Origin of the sequence: Amycolatopsis camponoti (assembly GCF_902497555.1) — a bacterium.
Classification (GTDB): Bacteria; Actinomycetota; Actinomycetes; order Mycobacteriales; family Pseudonocardiaceae; genus Amycolatopsis; species Amycolatopsis camponoti.
The window spans coordinates 3,986,334-4,007,219 of record NZ_CABVGP010000001.1 but is presented as its reverse complement, the minus strand read 5'-3'; the positions used below and the strand labels follow the sequence as shown (position 1 = coordinate 4,007,219).

Genomic DNA, 20,886 nt, shown 5'->3' with positions numbered 1-20,886 from the left:
GTCAGAACCTCGGTATCCGCACCGGGGACGGCGGGTCCGGGACCGGGGTGCGCACCGGCCAGTCGTCCCGCCACTCCGGTGCACGCTCGATGAGCTCTTCCAGCTCCTTCGCGATCTGGCCGATCTCCTGGTGGAACTCGAGGTAGGCCTGGGCGGCCTGGAAGTGCTCGTAGGGGAAGTTCCACTCCTGCAGGTCCTTCATGCGCCGCTCGTGGGCCCAGGCGGGGAAGTTCCACGAGTCGCAGAAGATCACCGGGTAGATCAGCGTCGGGCGGTCGCCGGACGTCCGGCCGGCCAGGGTCTCGCGTGCCGCCATCGAATGCCACTCGGCCAGGCACCATTCGTCCTTGAAGTACTTCGGGGAGCAGACCGGCACCAGTACCCGGGCGCGCTGCAAAGCCGCCCGCGCCGTGGCGGGCCAGTTCCCCCCGGTCCGGACGTGGTCGTCGAAGAAAATCTTCACGTCCCGGTAGAGAGTGTTGTCGAGCGCTTCGGACAACCGCCGGTGAAAATGGTTCTTGACCCATGCCGACAGATCCCCCGCGGTGCGCCGGTAGCTGATGAACACGTCGTACTCGTACACCCGTGCCATCGCTCCTTCACCGCTCCCCACCAGGCGGATCCGATCCTAGATCGCCATCGCACCGGCAAAGAAGGCGGTAAACCTGACAGATCCAGGACAATAACTGGCCACCCCTCAAATGCCACCCGTAAATGCATCTTGACAACTGTTCCAGGTACGGATAGATGACAGACCTGAGCGGAGAACCAGGCCGCGAAGGTTTCCTGAATACCGATCTCCCGGATCGGTGAATCACCGACCGATCCCGAGGGGAACCCGATGTCCGAGCGTGCCGCACCGAGGGTGTTCTTCAGTTATTCGCACGACACCCAGGAGCACAAGGACCAGGTCCGGAGGTTCGCGACGTTCCTGCGCGCCCGGATCGGGCTCGAAGTCGTGCTCGACCAGTGGGACGACAACCACCGCATCGACTGGTCGCTGTGGGCCACCCGGAACATCACGGCCGCGGACTTCATCGTGGCCGTGGCGTCTCCCCTCTACCGGGCGCGCGCCGACGGCGACGCGCCGCCGGACGAAGGGCGCGGCGCCCAGTACGAGACCGCCCTGCTCCGCAACAAGGTGACCAAGGACATCGAGGACGGCACCCGGCGGATTCTGCCCGTCGTCCTGCCCGGCGGGTCGATCGACGACATCCCCGCCTTCCTCAACCCGTACTCGATGACGCGGTACGAGATCGAGGACTTCACCGACGAGGGCGTCGCCGACCTGCTCGCCGCGATCACCGGACGGGGCCGGTACCCGGAGCCGCCGCGCGGCCGGTGGCTCGGCGGATCCTCGGAGCCGCAGCCGATCCTCGCGAGCGACCTGCCGTGGATGTGTGCCAGCCAAGGCGTGCGGCGCGGTGCGGCGTCGATCGACGAGGTGCGGTACGAGAACAGCATCGTGCTCCGGCCCACCACGTCGGCGACCACCGGGCCGGGGTTCGTCGAACTGGACCTCGGCGGCCAGTACCAGCGGTTCTCGACCGTGGCCGGGGTGCTCGACGACGCGGCCGACCGCTTCCAGGTCGGCCACGTCCGCGTGCTCCTCGACGGCAAGCCCCGCTCCGAACACGACGTCGCGGTCGGGAAGCCGGCCGAGATCGACCTCGATGTCACCGGCGGCCTGAAGCTCCGGCTCGAGATGTCGCGCCCGGGCGTCCCGTCGTCCTCGTTCGGCTCCGCGGCCATCGGCGTCACGCCCCGCCGAGGGCGGCCACCGGAGCTCGCCCTCGGCGATCCGACCGTGGTTTAGGGGGTGATGACCACCTTCAGCGCCGAGTTGGCGGCGGCGTTGCCGAACACCTCGTAGGCCTCGTCCATCCGGTCGAAGGTGAACCGGTGGGTGCCCATCCGCTCGGCCGGGATGCGACCCGATGCCACCATCTTCAGCAGTGTCGGGATCGAGGCCGTGTCGACCAGGCCCATCGTCAGCGTCAGGTTCTGGATCCACATGTCCTGCATCGGCAGCTCGACCGGGACGCCGTGCACGCCGATGTTCGCGATGCGGCCGCCCGGGCGGACCAGGGATGCCGCCGTCAGCAGCGTCTCCGGGTAGCCGACCGCCTCGATCGCCACGTCCACGCCGAGCCCGTCGGTCAAGGACCGGACGTCCTCGAGAACACCGGGGCCCGCCTCGAACGCGTCCGTCGCCCCGAACTCCAGCGCCTTCTCCAGGCGGAACTTGTCGGAGTCCACCGCGATCACCTTCGACGCGCCCCACAGGCCCGTGGTCAGGATCGCCGCCAGCCCGACCGCGCCGGCGCCGACCACCGCCACCGTGTCGCCCGGGCGGACGCGGCCGGCCAGGACGCCGACCTCGTACCCCGTGGGCAAGGAGTCGGCCAGGAAGATCGCCTGCTCGTTGGTGACGCTGTCGGGGACCGCGTAGAGCGACGTGTCCGCGAAGGGCACGCGCACCAGCTCGGCCTGCGTTCCGTCGATGAGGTGCCCGAAGATCCAGCCGATGCCGCCGACCGTCTGGCAGTGCGACGGCATCCCACGCCCGCAGTACTCGCAGCGCCCGCACTGCGTGATGGCCGGGACCAGCACCCGGTCGCCGACCGCGAACGCGCGGACCGCGTCGCCGACCGCGGTCACCGTGCCGACCGCTTCGTGGCCGAGGACCCGGCCGTCGGTGACCGCGGCGACGTCGCCCTGCAGGATGTGCAGGTCAGTGCCGCAGATCGTGGTCGTGTCGACGCGCACGACCACGTCGGTCGGTTCCTGGACGGTGGCGTCCGGGACGTCTTCCCAAGCCTTCGCACCCGGACCGTGGTAGACCAGCGCCTTCATCGTCGCCTCCGTCGGCCGCCCGGCTCCCGTGGCCGGGCACGGCCGTCCCCGACGCTAGGACCGCGGCGGGCGCCCGGCTGTCGCAATTTGAGATTCAGGCATTGCGGGCCATGAACGTCCGGGCGTCACCTTCGGCCGGGTCGACGAAGACGATGTCGTCCGGACGCCGCCGTGGGACGTCGATCGCCAGCACGACGAGGGGTTCGGCGGCGATCCGGGGGAAACCGTGGACCTTCCGCCGTTCGAAGCAGAGGAACATCCCCGGCCGCGCCTCGAACTCCTCGCCGTCGAGGTGGAACGTGCCGCCGCCGCTGAGCAGGTAGAGGTGTTCGTCGCACTCCTCGTGGTAGTGGAGCGGAACTTCGCGGTAGATCCGGAAAATCCGCGCGCTGGCTGCGGGCTTGTCGACGAAGTACTTGTCCACCAGCATCGTCGTGGCGGTCGAGGGCAGGGCCGCGGCCTCGGCGAGGACGTCGAACACGCTCCGGCTGTTGTCGCTTTCCATGCCCTCAAGCTAACGCGCGGCACGCGGCGAGGTCGACCGCGCGCAGCGCCGCGCCCACTCCCGCCAAGGCCACGGCGTTCATCGACAGCGACGTGACACCCAGCCCGGCCAGCACGGGCGCCAAGGCCGGGTCCGCCGCCGCCTCGCCGCACACCCCGACCGGCTTCCCCGCCGCCGCACCGGCTTCCGCGACCATGCCGACCAGCCGCAGCAACGCCGGCTGGTGCGGATCGTTGAGCGCGGCCACCGCGCCGAGCTGGCGGTCCGCCGCGAACACGTACTGCGCCAGGTCGTTCGTGCCCAAGGAGACGAAGTCGACCTCGGCGAGGATCTCCGCGGCGCACAACGCCGCCGCCGGGATCTCGATCATCACGCCCACGCGGCCGATTCCCGCCGCACGCGCCCGCGAAGCGAACCAGGCCGCTTCCGCCGCCGTCGCCACCATCGGGGCCATCACGGACAGCTCGACGCCGGTGTCGGCCGCGGCCGCCACGATCGCGGTCAGCTGGCGGTCCAGCAGATCCGGCCGGTCGAACGCGATCCGCAAGCCGCGGACCCCCAGCGCGGGGTTCGGTTCCGCACCCATGTCCAGGAACGCGAGCGGCTTGTCCGAACCGGCGTCCAGGGTCCGGACGACGACCGGTTTGCCGGCGAACGGCTCCAGCACCGCCGCGTAGGCCGCCCGCTGCGAGGACTCCGTCGGCTCGGAGGTCGCCGACAGGTAACAGAATTCCGTGCGGAAGAGCCCGATCCCTTCCGCTCCGGCCGCGGCGGCGGCGCGGGCGTCCGACGCCGAGCCGACGTTGGTGAGCAGCTTCACGCGGTGGCCGTCGGCGAGCCGTCCGACCCCGTCCCATTCGGGGCGGGACGTCCGCGCCGGGGCGACCACCCGGCCGTCGGACGGCGAAACCGTGCCCGCCGAACCGTCGACGACCAGGCCGGGTCCGGCGAGGCCGAGCACGCCGGCGCACGCGACGACAGCGGGAATCCCCAGCGCCCGGGCCAGGATCGCGGTGTGGCTCGTCGGCCCGCCCTCCTCCGTCACGAGCGCGAGCACGAGGTCCGGGTCGAGCCCGGCGGTGTCGGCCGGCGCGAGGTCGCGCGCCACGAGGACACTCGGCGACGTCAGCTCCGGGACGCCGGGCGGGGCCAGGCCCGACAAGGAAGCGACGATCCGGTCGCGCACGTCGGCGACGTCCGCGGCGCGTTCGGCCATGTATCCGCCGGCCGCCCGCAGCGCCGTCATGAACTCCCCCGCCGCCTCCCACACCGCGCGCGGTGCGGGCAGCGAACCGTCGAGAACGCGCTTTTCCGCGGACGCGAGCAAAGCGGGATCCGACGCCATCGCCGCCGTCGTCTCCAGGACCGATCGGGCATCGCCGGACACGGAACGGGCACGATCGGACAGCGACGCCGCGACCGACTCCGCCGCGGACCCGATCTTGCCCGCTTCCGCCCGAAGATCGTCCGGCACGGGCGAAGACGCGGGTTCCCGCAGGTCAGCGACCACGACGACGCGGGGACCGGCGACCCGGCCGGGGCTGACTCCGACTCCGGACAACTGCATGGCGAGACCTCCGGGAGAAAAAGATCTAGTAACCAGGGATTGACACTACGGTAACAACGGGCACAATCAAACTGCAACGGGCAAACATCGGAGAGGAACGGGCATGTACGCCGCCGAACGGCATCAGCTCCTGGCACAACGCGCACGGCGCGACGGCCGGGTCGACGTCAACGACGTCGCCACCGAACTCGGCGTCGCCCCCGAGACCATCCGCCGGGACCTCGGCGTCCTCGAACGCCAGGGCGTCGTCCGCCGTGTCTACGGCGGCGCGGTCGCGGTCGACCGGCTCGACTTCGAACCCGAAGTCGCGCAACGGGACCAGACGAACGCCGCCGAGAAGGACGCGATCGCCCGGGCCGCGCTGGCCCTGGTCCCCGAGCGCGGCTCGATCCTTCTCGACGCGGGCACCACGACCAGCAGGCTCGCGACGCTCCTGCCCGCCGATCGCGAGCTGACGGTGATCACCAACTCGATCCCGGTCGCGTCGATCCTGGCCACCCGCCCGGGCATCACGCTCCACATCCTCGGCGGCCGCGTCCGCGGGACGACGCTCGCCGCCGTCGAAGCCTGGACGCTGCACGCCCTCGACGGCCTGCTCGTGGACGTCGCGTTCCTCGGCGCCAACGGCTTTTCCGCCGAACACGGCTGCACCACACCGGACATGGCCGAGTCCGCGGTGAAGGCCGCGGTGGTCGCCGCCGCCCGCAAGCGGGTGCTGCTGGCCGACCACAGCAAGTACGGCACCGACCAGCTCAGCCGGTTCGCGCGGCTGGCCGAGATCGACGTCCTGGTCACCGACAGCGGCCTCGACGCGGGCGCCGTGGCCGAGCTCGAAGAGGCGGGCCCGGAGGTGGTGCTGGCGTGATCGTCACCGTGACCCCGAACCCGAGCCTCGACCGCACCGCGCGGCTGGCCGACCTGCGCCGCGGCGAGGTCAACCGGGCCGAAGCCGTCCGGCTCGACCCCGGTGGCAAGGGCGTCAACGTCGCCCGCGCGCTGGCCGCCGCCGGGACGCCGACCGTCGCGCTCCTGCCCGCGGGCGGCCTGGTCGGCGAACGCCTGGCCGACCTGCTCGCCCCCGAAGGCGTCCCGGTCGTCGCCGTGCCGATCGCCGGGACGACCCGCAGCAACATCACGCTCGTCGAAGCCGACGGCACGACGACGAAGATCAACGAACCGGGCCCGGCGATCTCCCCCGCCGAGCTCGCCACCCTCGAACGCCGCGCCGTCGAGCTGGCCGCGCGCGCGGAATGGCTGGTGTGCTGCGGAAGTCTCCCGGCCGGCGTGCCCGACGACTTCTACGCGCGCCTGACGAAACTCGCCCACGACGCCGGCGCGAAGGTCGCCGTCGACTCCTCCGGCGCGCCGCTCGCGGCCGCCTGCGAAGGCGGGCCGGACCTGCTCAAGCCGAACCTCGACGAGCTGATCGAGCTCGCCGGGCACCCGCTGCCGCTGCTCGGCGACGTCGTCGCCTTCTGCCGCGAGCTGATCTCCGGCGGCGTCGGCCGCGTGCTGGTCAGCCTCGGCGCCCACGGCGCGGTTCTCGTCGAGGACACGGAAACCTGCCACGCGCTCGGCCCGCTGGTCGCCGTGCGCAGCACCGTCGGCGCCGGAGACGCCGCACTCGCCGGGTTCCTCCACGCGGGAGGAACCGGCCCCACAGCCCTGCGGACCGCGGTCGCCTACGGCACCGCCGCGGTCACGCAGGAGGGCAGCCGCATGCCCACCCCGCACGACGTGCACCCCGACCAGGTGCGCGTGCTCGACGCCGACCCCACCCTCACCCTCAGCGGAGCCGCCGCATGACCACCCCAGACCTGATCACCGCCGACCTGGTCGACCTCGAACTCGACGCCACCGACAAGCGATCCGTCGTCCGCTCGCTCGCCGAGCGACTCGTCTCCGCCGGGCGGGTGACCGACCTCGACCTCTTCCTCAAGGACGTCGCCGCGCGCGAAGAGCAGATGGCCACCGGGCTCGAAGGCGGCATCGGCATCCCGCACTGCCGCTCGGCCGCGGTGACCGCGCCGACGCTGGCGTTCGGCCGCAGCCGCGCGGGCGTCGACTTCGGCGCGCCGGACGGCCCCGCGACGCTGATCTTCCTCATCGCCGCGCCCGAAGGCGGCGGCAGTGACCACCTCAAGGTCCTGGCCGCCCTCGCCCGCCGGCTCGTCCGGGCGGAGTTCAAGCAGCACCTCCTCGACGCCACTGACGCCGACGCCGTCGCCGACTACATCCGCCAGGAGGTGTCCTGACCATGAAGTTCGTCGCCATCACCGCCTGTCCCACCGGGATCGCGCACACGTACATGGCCGCCGAGTCGCTGGAGCAGACCGCGAAGGCCAACGGCGACACGATCGTCGTCGAGACGCAGGGTTCGGCCGGGTCCGAGCCGCTGTCCGCCGAAGACATCGCGAGCGCGGACGCCGTCATCTTCGCCGCGGACCTCGCCGTGCAGGGCCGGGACCGCTTCGCCGGCAAGCCGATCGTCGAGGCGCCGGTCAAGGCCGCGATCAACGACGCCGCCGGGTTGTTCGAACGCGCGAAGGCCGCGGCCCGCGAACCCGCCCCCGCGGCCGCTGCTGCCCCGGAGCTGACCTCGAAGGTCGGCACGAACGACAAGCCCGGTACCAAGGTCCGCCAGTGGCTGATGACCGGCGTCAGCTACCTGATCCCGTTCGTCGCGGCGGGCGGGTTGCTGATCGCGCTGAGTTTCGCCTTGGGCGGCTACAAGATCGTCGACGCGCCGAAGGTCACCGAGCACTTCGACGCGGGGTCGGTCGCCGGCTGGGCCGCGCTGATGTTCCAGATCGGCAGTGCCGCCTTCGACTTCCTGGTGCCGGTGCTGGCCGGGTTCATCGCGTTCGCGATGGCCGACCGCCCCGCGATCGCTCCCGGCTTCGTGGGTGGCGCGATCGCCGTGACCGTGGGCGCCGGGTTCCTCGGCGGCCTCGTCGCGGGTCTCCTGGCCGGTGGCGTCGTGATGGCGCTGAAGAAGATCCAGGTGCCGAAGGCGGTGCGCGGCATCATGCCGGTGGTCGTCTACCCGCTGCTCGGGTCCATTGTGGTCGGTGTGCTGATGTACGTCGTGGTCGGCAAGCCGGTGGCGGCGGCGACCTCGGGCCTGACGAGCTGGCTCAACGGCCTCAGCGGAGCGAGCGCGCTGCTCCTGGGCGCCGTGCTCGGCCTGATGATGGCGTTCGACATGGGCGGGCCGGTCAACAAGGCGGCGTACGCGTTCGCGGTCGGCGGGCTGACCACCGGCGCGACGGCGTCGCTGCAGATCATGGCCGCGGTGATGGCGGCGGGCATGGTGCCGCCGCTGGCGCTGGCGCTCGCGTCCACGGTGCGGAGGAAGCTGTTCACGGAAGCCGAACGCGAGAACGGCCGCGCGGCCTGGCTGCTCGGCGCGTCGTTCATCACCGAGGGCGCGATCCCCTTTGCCGCGGCGGACCCGTTCCGCGTGATCCCGTCGATCATGCTCGGCTCGGCGGTCACCGGATCGCTGTCGATGGCGTTCGGCGCGACGCTGCGCGCCCCGCACGGCGGGATCTTCGTGCTCCCGCTGATCGGCAGCCCGCTGCTGTTCCTGGTGGCGCTGATCGCTGGGACTTTGGTGGCCGCCGGGTCGGTGATCGCGCTGAAGCAGGTCCGGTTCCGCGCATCCGAACGTTCCGCCGCCGTGTCCGGTCAGACCGTCAACGCGTGAAGGAGTCCACTGTGTACCAACGCCGCACGCTCGTCGCCAGCACGGTCGGGTTGCACGCCCGCCCGGCCGGCCTGGTCGCTCGCGCGGCCGCCGGTCAGGCCGCGAAGGTTCGCATTGCGAAGATCACCGGCGGGGTGGCCGGAGACCCGGTCGACGCGGCCAGCGTCCTCGGGTTGATGACGCTGGGGGCGGGTCACGGAGACGAGGTCGAGCTGACCGCCGACGGTGACTCGGCCCGGGAGTCCGTGGACGCCTTGGCGGAGCTGATCGCCCAGGACCTGGACGCGTAACGGCAGGCGGGGGTCAAGCCGGGCCGAGCAGCGCGAGCGACGCCCGCACCGCGACCTCCGTGACATCGCCCGCTCGCCCGCCGTCCTCGACGGTTGTCGCGATCAGCTCCCGCAAGCCGCCCAGGAGCATGATCGCCAGCTGGCGGGACGGCGGGCTGATCCCCGCCGCGCGCAACGACGGTGTGTCCGTCAGGCGCTGGGTCATCGCGATGAACCCCTCCATCGCGTCGCGCTGGAGGTCGCGGGCCGGGGCTCCCAGGGCCGGGACGTCGCGGATCCAGCTCAGCGTGATCGCCGGCTCGGACTCCGCGCACGCGATCCACGCCTCGATCGCCTGCCGCACCTGGAGCGCCCAGGGCGCGCCCGGGTCGACCGCGTCGGAGATCTGCTGGATCATCGAGCGGTTCGCCTCGGCCAGCAACGCGATCAGGCATTCTTCGCGGCTGGAGAAGTGTTCGTAGAACGTCCGGCGGGACGTCTTGGCGCGGCGGACCACTTCGGCGACCGTCGTGTCGCGGAAGCCGTTCTCGGTGATCGATGCGGCGAGCCCGTCGAGCAGGCGCTGCCGGAACCGGCGCGTGTCGACGTCCACGGAAGTCAAGATACAGCCCTCCTCTTGAAAGGCGATGGTACACCGGCGTACCGTACCGACGGTACGTCCGCGTACCACCTTTCCGGGAGGGTCGATGACGACCACGACAACCGCGGTGACGCTGCCGCCGGGGCCGACCGCGCCCCGGGCCGTCCAAGGCGCCTACGCGCTCACGCAACCGCTGCGCGGCATGCGGCGGCTCAAAGAGCGTTACGGGGACGCCTTCACGGTGAACGTCCCGATCTTCGGCAACGCCGTCGTGATCAGCGACCCGGCCGAGATCAAGCAGCTCTTCACCTCCGGGCCGGACCTCGTCGACAACCTCGAGGTCAACCTCGGCCGGGTCCTCGGCCCGCACTCGATGTTCGCGCTGGCCGGCGACGAGCACAAACGGCAGCGCAAGCTCCTCGTCCCGCCCTTCCACGGCCGCCGGCTCGCCGCGTACGAGAAGATCGTCGAGGAAGAAACCCTTCGCGAGCTGGAAAGCTGGCCGGACGGAAAGGCGTTCGCCACCCTGCCGTCGATGATGCGGATCACGCTCAACGCCATTCTCCGCGCGGTGTTCGGCGCCGAGGGGGCCGAGTTCGCGGCGCTGCGCGAGCTGCTCCCGCCGTTCGTCACCCTCGGGTCCCGGCTGGCCGTCGCGCCGATCTCCAAGAAGGGCCGCTTCAACCCGTGGCGCCGCTTCGAACGGATGCGCCGCGAATACGACGCCATCGTCGACCGGCTCATCGCCAAGGCCCGCGTCGAAGAAAAAGACGACGTCCTCTCGATGATGCTCCAGACCCGCTACGACGACGGATCCGGGCTGAGCCGCGACGAGATCGCCGACCAGCTCCTCACCCTGCTCACCGCCGGCCACGAAACCACGGCGACCACGCTGGCCTGGGCCGTTGAGCGCCTCCGCCGCCACCCCGCGCTGCTCGAAGAACTGAAGAACGGCGACGGGAAGCTCCTCGACGCCACGATCCTCGAGGTCCAGCGCACCCGCCCGGTCATCGACCTGACCGCCCGGCAGGTCAAGCAGGACGGCTACCGCCTCGGCCGCTGGACGCTGCCGAAGGGGTACGCGGTGCTCGTCAGCATCGCCTTGATCCACGACGACGACGCGGTGTTCCCGCACGCGGCCACCTTCGACCCGCACCGCTTCGCAGGCGCGCGCCCGGACCTCTACCAGTGGATCCCCTTCGGCGGTGGCACCCGCCGCTGCCTCGGCGCCGCGTTCGCGACCATGGAGATGACCGTCGTGCTGCGGACCCTGCTGCGGGACTTCGACCTCGTGCCGACCGCCGAGCGCGGCGAGCGCTGGCACTCCCGGGGCGTGGCCTACGCCCCGGCCAAGGGCGGGCGCGCGATCGTGCGCCGCCGGAACACCGGAGGAGCTGCGTGACCGAAGAGATCGCCGACGCCGGCCGGGGCATTTCCCTGGCCTACGAACGGATCGGGGACCGCGGCGCCGAGCCGCTGGTGCTCGTCGCCGGGCTCGGCCAGCAGCTGCACAGCTGGCCGGACGCGTTCTGCGCGCGGCTCGCCGAGCGGGGCTTCGAGGTCGTCCGGTTCGACAACCGCGACGCCGGACGCTCCACGCACCCGCGCTTCCGGCCGTCGAGCCTGCCCGCGATGTTCGCCGGCCGCTTCCCGCCGGAGCAGTACGACCTGAAGGACATGGCCGCCGACACCGTGGGCCTGCTCGACGCGCTCGACATCGAGACCGCGCACATCGCCGGTGTGTCCATGGGCGGCATGATTTCCCAGACGGTGGCGGCGCTGCACCCGGTGCGCGTCCGGACCCTGACGTCGATCATGTCGACGACCGGGTCCCGCCTGATCGGCCGCCCCGCGTTCTCGACGTTGCGGCTGATGGGCGCGAAGCCGCCGAAGTCCCGCGAGGAGGCCATCGAAAGCGCCGTGACGATGTTCCGGCACATCAGCTCGCACGGCTTCCCGTTCGACGAGGCCTGGGTGCGCGAGAAGGCCGGGGCGGGCTGGGACCGCGACCCGACGGCGGGCGGCGTGGGCCGTCAGCTCGGCGCGATCCTCAAGTCCGGCAACCGGACGGCGTGGCTGCGCAAGATCACCGCGCCCACGCTGGTGATCCACGGCGACCGCGACCGGATGGTCCACCCGACCGGCGGCGCCGCCACGGCCCGCGCGATTCCCGGCGCCCGTCTGGAAACCGTTCCCGGCATGGGTCACGACCTGCCCGAGGGCGCGTGGCCCACCCTGCTCGACCTCATCGACAAGCACGTGAGGAGCAGCGATGTCACGGCCCCGTAGCATTACCGGCCGCCCGGTGGTGATCACCGGCGCGGCGTCCGGCATCGGCCGGGCACTGGCCACCCGGCTGTCCCGGCTCGGCTCGCCCGTCGCGATCGCCGACGTCGACGAAGACGGCCTGAAAGCCACCGCGTCGGCATTGCACGGCAAGGTGCTGACGCGCGTGCTCGACGTCCGCGACGCCGAAGACCAGCTCCGGTTCGCCGGCGAGGTCCGCGACTGGCTCCCGGCTCCGCTGGCCGCCGTCTTCAACAACGCCGGCGTCGCGGTCACCTCATCCGTGCTCGACGCGGTGCCCGAGGACGACGACTGGCTGCACGACATCAACTTCCGCGGGGTGGTGCACGGGACGCGGGCGTTCCTTCCTATCCTCACCGAGCAGGGCGAAGGCGCGATCGTCAACACCTCCAGCGTGTTCGGCCTGCTCGGGATGCCCTACCAAAGCGCTTACTGCGCGGCGAAGTTCGCCGTCCGCGGCTTCACCGATTCCCTGCGGCAGGAGCTGGCCGAGAGCGCCGTCCGCGCGATCACCGTGCACCCGGGCGGCATCACGACGAACATCGCGCGCAACGCCCGGGTCCGCCGCGACCCCACCGGGCTGGGCCGGAGCCGCGAAGAGATGGCCGCGCAATTCGAGGCCATGACGATGACGTCGCCGGACAAGGCCGCGGCGATCATCCACGCCGGCGTCGACCGCGGCAAGGCCCGGATCCTCGTAGGCCCCGACGCCTACCTGTTCGACGCGCTCGCCCGCGTCACCCCCACCCACTACAACGCCGTGCTCACGCGCCTGATGAGGCGCCCGCGGCGGACGGAGGCCGTGCGATGACCGAGCACGTCGAAGTCCTGATCGTCGGGGCCGGCCTGTCCGGCGTCGGCGCGGCCCACCACCTGCGGACGGCGTTCCCGCACAAGACGTACGCGATCCTCGAAGCCCGCGACGCCATCGGCGGCACGTGGGACCTGTTCCGCTACCCCGGCGTCCGGTCCGATTCGGACATGCAGACCCTCGGCTACCGGTTCCGGCCGTGGACCAGCGAGAAGGCCATCGCGGACGGCCCGTCGATCCTGCAGTACGTCCGCGACACCGCGGCCGACGCCGGGATCGACCGGCACATCCGGTTCGGGCACAAGGTCGTCCGCGCCGAATGGTCCACCGAGGACGCACAGTGGACGGTCGAGGCGACCCACGAAGGCGAGCCGGTGCGGTTCACCGCGAAGTTCCTCTACCTGTGCAGCGGCTACTACGACTACGCGGGCGGCCACACGCCTGAGTTCCCCGGCATCGAGAACTTCGGCGGCACGGTCGTGCACCCGCAGCACTGGCCCGAGGACCTGGACTACGCCGGCAAGAAGGTCGTCGTGATCGGCAGCGGCGCGACGGCCGTGACGCTGGTGCCGGCCATGACCGACCGCGCGGAGCACGTGACGATGCTGCAGCGCTCCCCCACCTACATCCTGTCGCTGCCTTCGGAGGACGCGCTGGCCAACCGGCTGCGCGGGCTGCTCGGCCCCAAGCTGGCGTACCCGATCGCGCGCTGGAAGAACGTCGCGGTGAGCACCCTGATCTACCAGCTCAGCCGGCGCCGCCCCGGCGTCGTGAAGGCGATGATCCGCAAGGCCGCGATGAAGCAGCTGCCGCCCGGGTACGCCGTCGACACCCACTTCAAGCCGCGCTACCAGCCGTGGGACCAGCGGCTGTGCCTGGTCCCGGACGGCGACCTGTTCCGTTCGATCAAGCGCGGCGACGCCTCGATCGTCACCGACCGGATCGCCTCTTTCACCGAGACCGGCATCCGGCTCGAATCGGGCGACGAGCTGGACGCCGACGTCGTCGTCACCGCCACCGGGCTGCGGCTGCTGGCCTTCGGCGGCATCGACCTGGTCGTCGACGGCGACCCCGTCAAGCTGCCGGAGACCATGGCGTACAAGGGGATGATGCTCAGCGGCGTGCCGAACTTCATCTTCACGATCGGGTACACGAACGCGTCTTGGACGCTGAAGGCCGACCTGGTCGGCGAGTACTTCGTCCGGCTGCTGCGCCACCTCGAACGCGGCGGGTACGACCAGTGCGTGCCGGTCAACGACGACCCGGCGGTCACCGAGCGGCCGCTGCTCGACTTCGACGCGGGGTACGTGCTGCGGTCGATCGACGAGTTCCCGAAGGCCGGCTCGCGGGCGCCGTGGACGCTCGGCATGAGCTACGCGCACGACGTCGTCAAGCTGCGGCACGGCCGGATCGACGACGGCGCGCTCCGCTTCTCGCGACGGAAGGCGGGAGCGGGCAGACTGAGCGCATGACGCTCACTTCACCCGTCCGGAGCCGCTGACATGCACTCCGCGGGACTCGTGCTACACCCCCGCCGCGACTCGGCGGCCGCCGTCGAAGCCGTGCTCGGCTGGGCCGGCAACCGGAACATCGAGATCCTCGGCATCGCCGACGAGATCGTCCGCCTGAACTGCGCGGCGATCGGGGTGACGCCCGAAGAACTCGGCCGGCGGTCCGACCTCGTGGTCAGCCTGGGCGGGGACGGCACGATGCTGCGGGCCATGCGGCTGGCCGACGGGCAGCGCGCGCCGGTGCTCGGGGTGAACCTCGGCAAGCTGGGCTTCTTGGCCGAGGTCGACGTCCCCGACCTGCCCGGCGCGCTCTCGGCCATCGACGACCACCAGTTCACGGTGGAGCCGCGGCTGGCCGTGGACGCCGTGCTGCAGGGACGCCGGATCACGGCGTTCAACGACATCGCGGTGGTGCGCGTGCCCGGCGACGGCAGCGCGGTGGTCGCGGTGCACGTCGGCGGCCAGCAGTTCGTCAGCTACTCGGCGGACGCGGTGGTCGTCGCCACCCCGACCGGCTCGACGGCGTACAGCTTCTCGGCCGGCGGCCCGATCACCAGCCCGTCGGTGGAGGCGCTGCTGGTCACGCCCGCGGCGCCGCACTCCGCGTACAGCCGGGGCATCGTGCTCTCGGTGCACGACGAGGTGACGCTGGAGCTGCTGCCGACCAGCGGCCGGCTGGCCGTGGAGGTCGACGGCCAGGTCGAGGGGTACGTCTCCCCCGGCGACCGCCTCGACCTGCACGCCCGCCCCAGCGCGGCGCGGGTGGTCCGGCTCGGGATGACGACGTTCTACCAGCGGGCGCGGCGCAAGCTCCGGCTCACGGACTCGGCGGAGATCCCCCAGGCCGGAGACCACTGACGGCCCCTCCCGGTGGCCCATGTCACATCTCGGGCGCGTCCCGCGATGATCACGGAATGGTCACAGGTAGCGTCCTCGGCTTGCGCCTGAACCAGCCGAGCCGTCCGGGAGTGTCCCCTTACATGCTGTTGTCCTCGCCCGTCCGCCCTTCACTCCCCGCCCGGCTGCTCGTGCCGGGCGCGCTGGTCACGCTCGCCGCCGCGATGGCCCTGCTCGTCGTGCTGCACGTCGACCGGCGGCTCGCGCCGCTCGACCCGGTCAGCTCGATGCTCAGCGACTACGCGCTGAGCCCGGGCCGCTGGATGTGGGACGCGGCCCTGCTGCTGACCAGCACCGGCTCGGCGCTGCTGCTGGTCGCGCTCTACCGCCGCGGCCTGCTGGCCAACCCGGCGCTGGTGGCGGCGAAGGCGCTGTGGTGCGTCAGCCTGCTCGCGGTCGCCGTCTTCGCCAAGGATCCGCAGGGCGGCGCCATCACGGCCACCGGCAAGATCCACCTGTACGCCTCGGCCGTGACGTGCCTCAGCCTGCCGATCGTCGGCTGGTCGCTGGGCCGCCGGCACCGCGACGACCCGCGCTGGCGCCGGTTCGCGACCTGGTCGCGGCGGCTCGCACTCGCGGCGATCCCGTTCTACCTGCCGTTCATCGTGCCGTTCGCCGTGAACGTCGTCCTCGGCGGCCACCTCCCGACGGTCGCGACCGGCCTGGTGGAGCGCCTGATGATGGTCCTGGAGATCGCGCTGCTCGCCGTGCTCGGCCACTGGGCCCACCGGGCGATGCGCGCCGGCGGTCAGCTCCGGGCGGCCTGAGCCGGCGGCTGCTCGCGGGTCCGGTGCAGCAGCCAGTCGCGGTCGGTGCGGATCAGCGCGTACCGGACCGACTCCGTCCGCCCGTGCAGCGTGAACAGGATCCGCTTCTCCGTGCGGTCGTGCTCCTCCCACCAGCCGGTGTCGGCGACCTTCTTCGTGTCGTCCTCGTAGGCGAGGTGGTCCATCGCGTGGTCGGGCACCGCGACCGCGAGCCGGTTGCCGGTCGCGTCCGGCGGCAGGCCGCGCGGCACGGCCCACGACCGCAGCACGCCGTCCTCCTCCAGCCGGAGGTCGAAGTGGTGCCGCGGGCGCCAGTGCTCGTGCAGCACGAAGGCCGGTTTCACCCCTCCACCATGCCAGACGGCCGCGCATCTACCCGTTTTCCGGCCGTCCAAACCGTCCATCCGAGGACTTGACCCGATCCAGAAGAGCGCGCACGGTGGGGTGTCATGAGCGATGTGACCACGACGCTGCGGGCCGCCGGCCTGCGCGTCACCGCGCCCCGGCAGGCGGTGCTCACGTGGCTGGCCGCGCATCCTCATTCCACAGTGGACGAAATCGGCACCGGGGTCCGCTCGGTGCTGGGATCCGTGTCCACCCAGGCGGTCTACGACGTCCTGGGCGCGTGCGCGGCGGCCGGCCTGATCCGCCGGATCGAACTGCCGGGACACCCGGCCCGTTTCGAACGGCGGGCCGGGGACAACCACCACCACGTCGTGTGCCGTCGCTGCGGGCGGACGGAGGACGTCGACTGCGTGGTCGGCGCCGCCCCGTGCCTGACCCCTGACGACGCACACGGCTTCCTGGTCGACGAAGCGGAAGTGGTCTTCTGGGGCGTCTGCCCCGGCTGCCGTGCCACCACTTCCCGGAAAGAGGCAACACCGTGACCGACCCGACCACCACCGACGCGGGAATCCCCGTCGAGAGCGACGAACACTCCCTCACCGTCGGGCCCGACGGCCCGATCCTGCTGCACGACAACTACCTCATCGAGCAGATGGCGCAGTTCAACCGCGAACGCGTCCCGGAACGGCAGCCGCACGCCAAGGGCAGCGGCGCGTTCGGGCACTTCGAGGTGACCGGCGACGTCAGCGCGTACACCAAGGCGGCCGTGTTCCAGCCCGGCACGAAGACCGACCTGCTGATCCGGTTCTCGACCGTGGCCGGCGAGCGCGGCAGCCCCGACACCTGGCGCGACCCGCGCGGCTTCGCGGTGAAGTTCTACACCAGCGAGGGCAACTACGACATGGTCGGGAACAACACCCCGGTCTTCTTCATCCGGGATCCGCTGAAGTTCCAGCACTTCATCCGCTCGCAGAAGCGCCGCGCCGACAACAACCTGCGCGACCACGACATGCAGTGGGACTTCTGGACGCTGTCGCCGGAGTCCGCGCACCAGGTCACCTGGCTGATGGGCGACCGCGGCATCCCGCGCACGTGGCGTCACATGAACGGCTACAGCTCGCACACCTACATGTGGGTCAACGCGGGCGGCGAACGCTTCTGGGTGAAGTACCACTTCAAGACCGACCAGGGCGTCGAGACCTTCACCCAGGACGAGGCCGACCAGATGGCGTCGGCCGACACCGACTACCACACGCGTGACCTCTACGAGGCGATCGAGCGCGGCGACCACCCGAGCTGGACGCTGAAGGTGCAGGTCATGCCGTTCGAGGACGCCAAGACCTACCGGTTCAACCCCTTCGACCTGACGAAGGTGTGGCCGCACGGCGACTACCCGCTGATCGACGTCGGCCGGATGACGCTCGACCGCAACCCGACCGACCACCACACCGAGATCGAGCAGGCGGCGTTCGAGCCGAGCAACCTGGTGCCGGGCATCGGAGCCAGCCCGGACAAGATGCTGCTCGGGCGGCTGTTCTCCTACCCGGACGCCCACCGCTACCGGATCGGCGCGAACTACAAGCAACTGCCCGTCAACGCCCCGGTCGCCCCCGTGCACAGCTACAGCAAGGACGGGGCGATGCGGTACACCAAGGTGTCCGACCCGGTGTACGCGCCGAACTCCAAGGGCGGCCCCCACGCCGACGTCGCCCGGTACGGGCAGCCGGCGGGCTGGCACACCGATGGCGACATGGTCCGCACGGCCTACACGCTGCGCGAGGACGACGACGACTGGGGCCAGGCCGGGACGATGGTCCGCGAGGTGCTCGACGACGACCAGCGCGGCCGCCTCGTCGACAACATCGTCGGGCACCTGCTCAACGGCGTCTCCGAACCGGTGCTGCTGCGGGCCTTCGACTACTGGCGCAACGTCGACAAGGACCTCGGCGACCGGATCGAGTCGGGCGTCCGCGCCAAGCAGGACGAGAAGGACCCGAAGGCCGCCGACCAGGGCAACCCGGCGCGCTCGAACATGCAGCGCAAGGCCTGACGACGCGGGAGCGGACGCGGACCCGGTGGACGCCCGCCGGGTCCGCGTGCTCTACCTTGGCCCCTTCGGGGGAAGGGGAGGCCGGGTGAGCGTCACCGATGCCGTGTTGCCCGGTGGCGCGACGGCGGCCCTGCTGGTGTTCGCGATCCGGCTGCTCCGCGAGCCGCGCCGGCTCGGCAACGCCGTCTGGCTCGGCGTGGCGTTGCTGCTGGCCGGGTTGTGGCTGCTGCGCGCGGCCCTGCACCTGGAGTGGCTGACCCCGATCCTGGCCGGTGTGGTGGCGATCGTGGCGCTGCTGCTGCCGGCGGCGCTGGTCGTCAACGGCGTCCGGATGGTGCGGCGCGAAGGCCGGAGTCTCGCGAACCTGCTCTCGTTCCTGCTCGGCGTCGGCATGCTGGTGCTCGAGGGACTGCTTTTCGTGCCGCTCGGCCGCTGGGGCTCGGCCGTGGTGGCGACGGCGACGGTGCTCGCGTGCTACTTCGGGTTCCTGTTCGCGTCCCTGCTCGGGTACTCGATCCTCTACGGCAGGCTGCGGCGCCGCACGGGCTTCGACGCGATCATCGTGCTCGGCTGCGGCCTGGACGGCGACCGTGTGACGCCGTTGCTGGCCGCCCGGCTCGACCGCGCGATCCGGCTGTACGAACGCGAACCGGCACCCCCGCTGCTGGTGGTGTCCGGCGGCCGCGGGCCCGGCGAGACGACGACCGAAGCCGCGGCGATGGACGAATACCTGTCCTCGCGGGGAATCCCGGCCGAGCGGATCCGCCGCGAAGACCGTGCGACGACGACCGAGGAGAACCTGACGTTCTCGGCGGAGCTGCTGCCCGGCGGCGTGCGTCCGCCCCGGGTCCTGGCGGTGACCAGCAACTACCACGTGTTCCGGACGGCGGTGGAGTGCCGCCGCCTGGGCCTCCCGTTCGACGCGGCGGGAGCACCGACGGCCCGCTACTTCCTGCCGAGCGCCCTGCTGCGCGAGTTCGCGGCCCTGATCCTCCACTACCGGCGCACGACGATCGCGGCGTGCGCGCTGATCATCGGCACGGGGCTGGCGCTGGCGATCTTCGCCTAGGCGGGCACGGCGGCGATCGCTTCGACCTCCACGGCGTACTCCGGGCGCGCGAGGCCCACCACGACCGCGAGGGTCTGCGCGGGGTAGTCGCCGTCGGGGAACCAGTTCGTGAAGGCTTCGGCCTGCGCCGCGCGGTAGCCGTCCAAGTGCTCGGTGCCCGCGACCAGCGTCAGCAGCTTGACGAGGTGCTCCGGCCCGGCCCCCTCAGCGGCTCCCGAGTCCCAGACGGTCGTGAGTGAGAAACAGGGTTAGAACACTGTTTCTCACTCACGACCACGCCCCAGCCGGACATCGACGCCGACTTCGATACACACCCTAGACCTCGCGCAGGACCGAGCAAGCGTGGGCGACGCCGTTCTCGCGGCGCAGCCGGGCTGCGACGTACTGCGCGCCCCGGCGGAAGAGCGGATTGCCGGTCAGCTCCTGCAGTTTCGCCGGCAGACCGGCCAGGTCGCCGAGCGGACGGGGTCCCGCGCCGAGCCGGTACACGCGGTCGCCCCAGTAGGGCTGGTCGGCGAAGACCGGGCACACGAGCGCCGGGACGCCGGCCCGGAGCCCGGCCGCGGTCGTTCCGGCGCCGCCGTGGTGGACCACCGCGGCCGTGCGCGGGAACAGCCAGTCGTGCGGGACGTCGGTGACGGTCAGCAGATCGTCGTCGGCGAAGTCCGCGTCGGTGCCGAGCAGACCGCGCAGGCCGACTTGGCGCAAGGCGGTGCGCGCGAGGGCGAGGGTCTCCTCGGTCGCGCGCATGCTGCCGAACCCGACGTACACCGGCGGCGGTCCCGCGGCGAGGAAGTCGCGCAGCCGCGGGTCCGGGCGCCAGCCGGGGTCGGCGTCGAGGAACCAGTAGCCGGTGACGTGGACCCGGGCCGGCCAGTCGGGTGGCCGCGGCACGACGGCCTCGGAAAAGCCGCACAGGACCGGCGAATCGCGCCGCGGCCGTTTTCCGGAGAGGCCGAGGGTTTCGGCGCGCCAGCGGTCGAGCTCGGGACGCAGGAGGTGCCCGGCCAGCGCGTCCACGGCGGTGAAGCTGAGGTGGCGGCCCCACGGTCCCAGCTTCGCGGCCCACGGCAGGAGCGGATGCGGGAAGGCGCGCGTCGGGATGCCGGGCTGGTAGTGGAGTTCGACGTTCGGGACGGGGAGGTGGGTGCCCAGGAAGCCGAGGGTCGGCGCGAGCACGAGATCGGCGGTCTTGGTGCCGGCGTGGACGTCGGAGAGCAAGCGGTCGAGGACCGGCCGCAGGACTTCGCGGAGGCCGGTGAGGAACGCGAGCGGGCGGCGTCCGGCGGTCCAGGCCCGGCCGGCGGCCGAGTTGAGCACTTCGCCGGGATCCACCGAGAGGGGTCCGAAGTCGAGGCCGTGCCCGGTGACGAGGGGTTCGAAGGCGGGGGCGGCGAGGACGCGGACCTGGTCGCCATCGGCGGCGAGCCCCCGCCCGAGCGCGACGCAGGGTTGGACGTCCCCGCGCGAGCCGGGCGCGATGATGACAACCCGGCGGCTCATCGCTCCACCGCCGCGCGGTGAGGGTGCGGGTGGCTGAGCCTCGCCGCCGCCGGTGGAATCCGCCGCCGGGGAACTCGGCACGCCACCACCCGCGCAAACCGCGGCCGACCAACCCGGTC

Annotated in this window: 23 protein-coding genes; 15 read left to right on the top strand and 8 right to left on the bottom strand. The window is 71.7% G+C overall.

Annotation, left to right across the window (positions count from 1 at the left end):
• Position 1 precedes the first annotated feature (1 nt).
• Positions 2–592, bottom strand: coding sequence for a TIR domain-containing protein (locus tag AA23TX_RS18920; protein WP_230862565.1), 591 nt, complete (start codon positions 590–592; stop codon positions 2–4).
• Positions 593–841: 249 nt separating this feature from the next.
• Here AA23TX_RS18920 and AA23TX_RS18915 point away from each other — a divergent pair, with 249 nt between their 5' ends.
• Positions 842–1,816 carry an SEFIR domain-containing protein gene (locus AA23TX_RS18915; RefSeq protein WP_155543819.1) on the top strand — a complete coding sequence of 325 codons (975 nt, stop codon included), beginning with the start codon at positions 842–844 and terminating at the stop codon, positions 1,814–1,816.
• Here AA23TX_RS18915 and AA23TX_RS18910 read toward each other — a convergent pair.
• The 3 genes from AA23TX_RS18910 to ptsP all read right to left on the bottom strand — a co-directional run bounded on the left by AA23TX_RS18910 (position 1,813) and on the right by ptsP (position 4,928).
• The gene (locus AA23TX_RS18910) at positions 1,813–2,856 is read right to left on the bottom strand and encodes an alcohol dehydrogenase catalytic domain-containing protein (RefSeq protein WP_155543818.1); all 1,044 of its coding nucleotides are present in this window, start codon (positions 2,854–2,856) and stop codon (positions 1,813–1,815) included. The genes AA23TX_RS18915 and AA23TX_RS18910 overlap by 4 nt on opposite strands.
• A gap of 94 nt (positions 2,857–2,950) precedes the next feature.
• Positions 2,951–3,361 (bottom strand): cupin domain-containing protein, encoded by a 411-nt coding sequence (locus AA23TX_RS18905; RefSeq protein ID WP_155543817.1) that lies wholly within the window; start codon positions 3,359–3,361, stop codon positions 2,951–2,953.
• A gap of 4 nt (positions 3,362–3,365) precedes the next feature.
• The gene (gene ptsP, locus AA23TX_RS18900; RefSeq protein ID WP_155543816.1) at positions 3,366–4,928 is read right to left on the bottom strand and encodes a phosphoenolpyruvate--protein phosphotransferase; all 1,563 of its coding nucleotides are present in this window, start codon (positions 4,926–4,928) and stop codon (positions 3,366–3,368) included.
• 103 nt (positions 4,929–5,031) lie between these two features.
• Here ptsP and AA23TX_RS18895 point away from each other — a divergent pair, with 103 nt between their 5' ends.
• Genes AA23TX_RS18895 through AA23TX_RS18875 form a run of 5 tightly spaced genes read left to right on the top strand, consistent with a single transcriptional unit; the run spans position 5,032 to position 8,927 of the window.
• Positions 5,032–5,793: a DeoR/GlpR family DNA-binding transcription regulator gene (locus tag AA23TX_RS18895; RefSeq protein ID WP_155543815.1), complete on the top strand. Its 762-nt coding sequence runs from the start codon at positions 5,032–5,034 to the stop codon at positions 5,791–5,793.
• Positions 5,790–6,734 (top strand): 1-phosphofructokinase, encoded by a 945-nt coding sequence (pfkB, locus tag AA23TX_RS18890; protein ID WP_155543814.1) that lies wholly within the window; start codon positions 5,790–5,792, stop codon positions 6,732–6,734. Before AA23TX_RS18895 ends, pfkB begins: the two co-directional genes overlap by 4 nt.
• Positions 6,731–7,183, top strand: a complete 453-nt coding sequence (locus AA23TX_RS18885; protein WP_155543813.1) for a PTS sugar transporter subunit IIA — start codon at positions 6,731–6,733, stop codon at positions 7,181–7,183. The genes pfkB and AA23TX_RS18885 overlap by 4 nt, the downstream gene beginning before the upstream one ends.
• A 2-nt stretch (positions 7,184–7,185) precedes the next feature.
• Complete coding sequence (locus AA23TX_RS18880) at positions 7,186–8,637, top strand: PTS fructose transporter subunit IIC (RefSeq protein WP_155543812.1); 1,452 nt, start codon at positions 7,186–7,188, stop codon at positions 8,635–8,637.
• Positions 8,638–8,648: 11 nt separating this feature from the next.
• Positions 8,649–8,927 (top strand): HPr family phosphocarrier protein, encoded by a 279-nt coding sequence (locus tag AA23TX_RS18875; RefSeq protein ID WP_155544522.1) that lies wholly within the window; start codon positions 8,649–8,651, stop codon positions 8,925–8,927.
• 13 nt (positions 8,928–8,940) lie between these two features.
• On the opposite strand, the gene AA23TX_RS18870 is transcribed toward AA23TX_RS18875, so the two are convergent.
• Positions 8,941–9,528: a TetR/AcrR family transcriptional regulator gene (locus AA23TX_RS18870; protein WP_155543811.1), complete on the bottom strand. Its 588-nt coding sequence runs from the start codon at positions 9,526–9,528 to the stop codon at positions 8,941–8,943.
• A gap of 85 nt (positions 9,529–9,613) precedes the next feature.
• Between AA23TX_RS18870 and AA23TX_RS18865 the strand changes: the two genes are divergently transcribed.
• Genes AA23TX_RS18865 through AA23TX_RS18840 form a run of 6 tightly spaced genes read left to right on the top strand, consistent with a single transcriptional unit; the run spans position 9,614 to position 15,800 of the window.
• Complete coding sequence (locus AA23TX_RS18865) at positions 9,614–10,909, top strand: cytochrome P450 (RefSeq protein ID WP_155543810.1); 1,296 nt, start codon at positions 9,614–9,616, stop codon at positions 10,907–10,909.
• Positions 10,906–11,796, top strand: a complete 891-nt coding sequence (locus AA23TX_RS18860; RefSeq protein ID WP_155543809.1) for an alpha/beta fold hydrolase — start codon at positions 10,906–10,908, stop codon at positions 11,794–11,796. Before AA23TX_RS18865 ends, AA23TX_RS18860 begins: the two co-directional genes overlap by 4 nt.
• Positions 11,780–12,625: an SDR family NAD(P)-dependent oxidoreductase gene (locus tag AA23TX_RS18855; RefSeq protein ID WP_155543808.1), complete on the top strand. Its 846-nt coding sequence runs from the start codon at positions 11,780–11,782 to the stop codon at positions 12,623–12,625. Before AA23TX_RS18860 ends, AA23TX_RS18855 begins: the two co-directional genes overlap by 17 nt.
• Positions 12,622–14,097, top strand: a complete 1,476-nt coding sequence (locus AA23TX_RS18850; RefSeq protein WP_155543807.1) for a flavin-containing monooxygenase — start codon at positions 12,622–12,624, stop codon at positions 14,095–14,097. The genes AA23TX_RS18855 and AA23TX_RS18850 overlap by 4 nt, the downstream gene beginning before the upstream one ends.
• 30 nt (positions 14,098–14,127) lie before the next feature.
• Positions 14,128–14,994 (top strand): NAD(+)/NADH kinase, encoded by an 867-nt coding sequence (locus tag AA23TX_RS18845; protein ID WP_155543806.1) that lies wholly within the window; start codon positions 14,128–14,130, stop codon positions 14,992–14,994.
• Positions 14,995–15,050: 56 nt separating this feature from the next.
• Positions 15,051–15,800 carry a DUF998 domain-containing protein gene (locus AA23TX_RS18840; protein ID WP_230862564.1) on the top strand — a complete coding sequence of 250 codons (750 nt, stop codon included), beginning with the start codon at positions 15,051–15,053 and terminating at the stop codon, positions 15,798–15,800.
• On the opposite strand, the gene AA23TX_RS18835 is transcribed toward AA23TX_RS18840, so the two are convergent.
• Positions 15,782–16,144: a DNA polymerase ligase N-terminal domain-containing protein gene (locus AA23TX_RS18835; protein ID WP_230862563.1), complete on the bottom strand. Its 363-nt coding sequence runs from the start codon at positions 16,142–16,144 to the stop codon at positions 15,782–15,784. The two genes, AA23TX_RS18840 and AA23TX_RS18835, sit on opposite strands and share 19 nt — an antisense overlap.
• 105 nt (positions 16,145–16,249) lie before the next feature.
• Between AA23TX_RS18835 and AA23TX_RS18830 the strand changes: the two genes are divergently transcribed.
• The 3 genes from AA23TX_RS18830 to AA23TX_RS18820 all read left to right on the top strand — a co-directional run bounded on the left by AA23TX_RS18830 (position 16,250) and on the right by AA23TX_RS18820 (position 19,264).
• Positions 16,250–16,687 carry a Fur family transcriptional regulator gene (locus tag AA23TX_RS18830; protein WP_155543804.1) on the top strand — a complete coding sequence of 146 codons (438 nt, stop codon included), beginning with the start codon at positions 16,250–16,252 and terminating at the stop codon, positions 16,685–16,687.
• Positions 16,684–18,195, top strand: a complete 1,512-nt coding sequence (locus tag AA23TX_RS18825; protein WP_155543803.1) for a catalase — start codon at positions 16,684–16,686, stop codon at positions 18,193–18,195. Before AA23TX_RS18830 ends, AA23TX_RS18825 begins: the two co-directional genes overlap by 4 nt.
• 85 nt (positions 18,196–18,280) lie before the next feature.
• Positions 18,281–19,264, top strand: coding sequence for a YdcF family protein (locus tag AA23TX_RS18820; protein WP_155543802.1), 984 nt, complete (start codon positions 18,281–18,283; stop codon positions 19,262–19,264).
• Here AA23TX_RS18820 and AA23TX_RS18815 read toward each other — a convergent pair.
• Together AA23TX_RS18815 and AA23TX_RS18810 are read right to left on the bottom strand one after the other, a co-directional pair.
• Positions 19,261–19,410 (bottom strand): RidA family protein, encoded by a 150-nt coding sequence (locus tag AA23TX_RS18815; RefSeq protein WP_338422501.1) that lies wholly within the window; start codon positions 19,408–19,410, stop codon positions 19,261–19,263. The two genes, AA23TX_RS18820 and AA23TX_RS18815, sit on opposite strands and share 4 nt — an antisense overlap.
• 169 nt (positions 19,411–19,579) lie before the next feature.
• Entirely contained in the window at positions 19,580–20,767 is a 1,188-nt protein-coding gene (locus tag AA23TX_RS18810; RefSeq protein WP_155543801.1) for a glycosyltransferase, read from the bottom strand.
• Between the last annotated feature and the right edge of the window lie 119 nt (positions 20,768–20,886).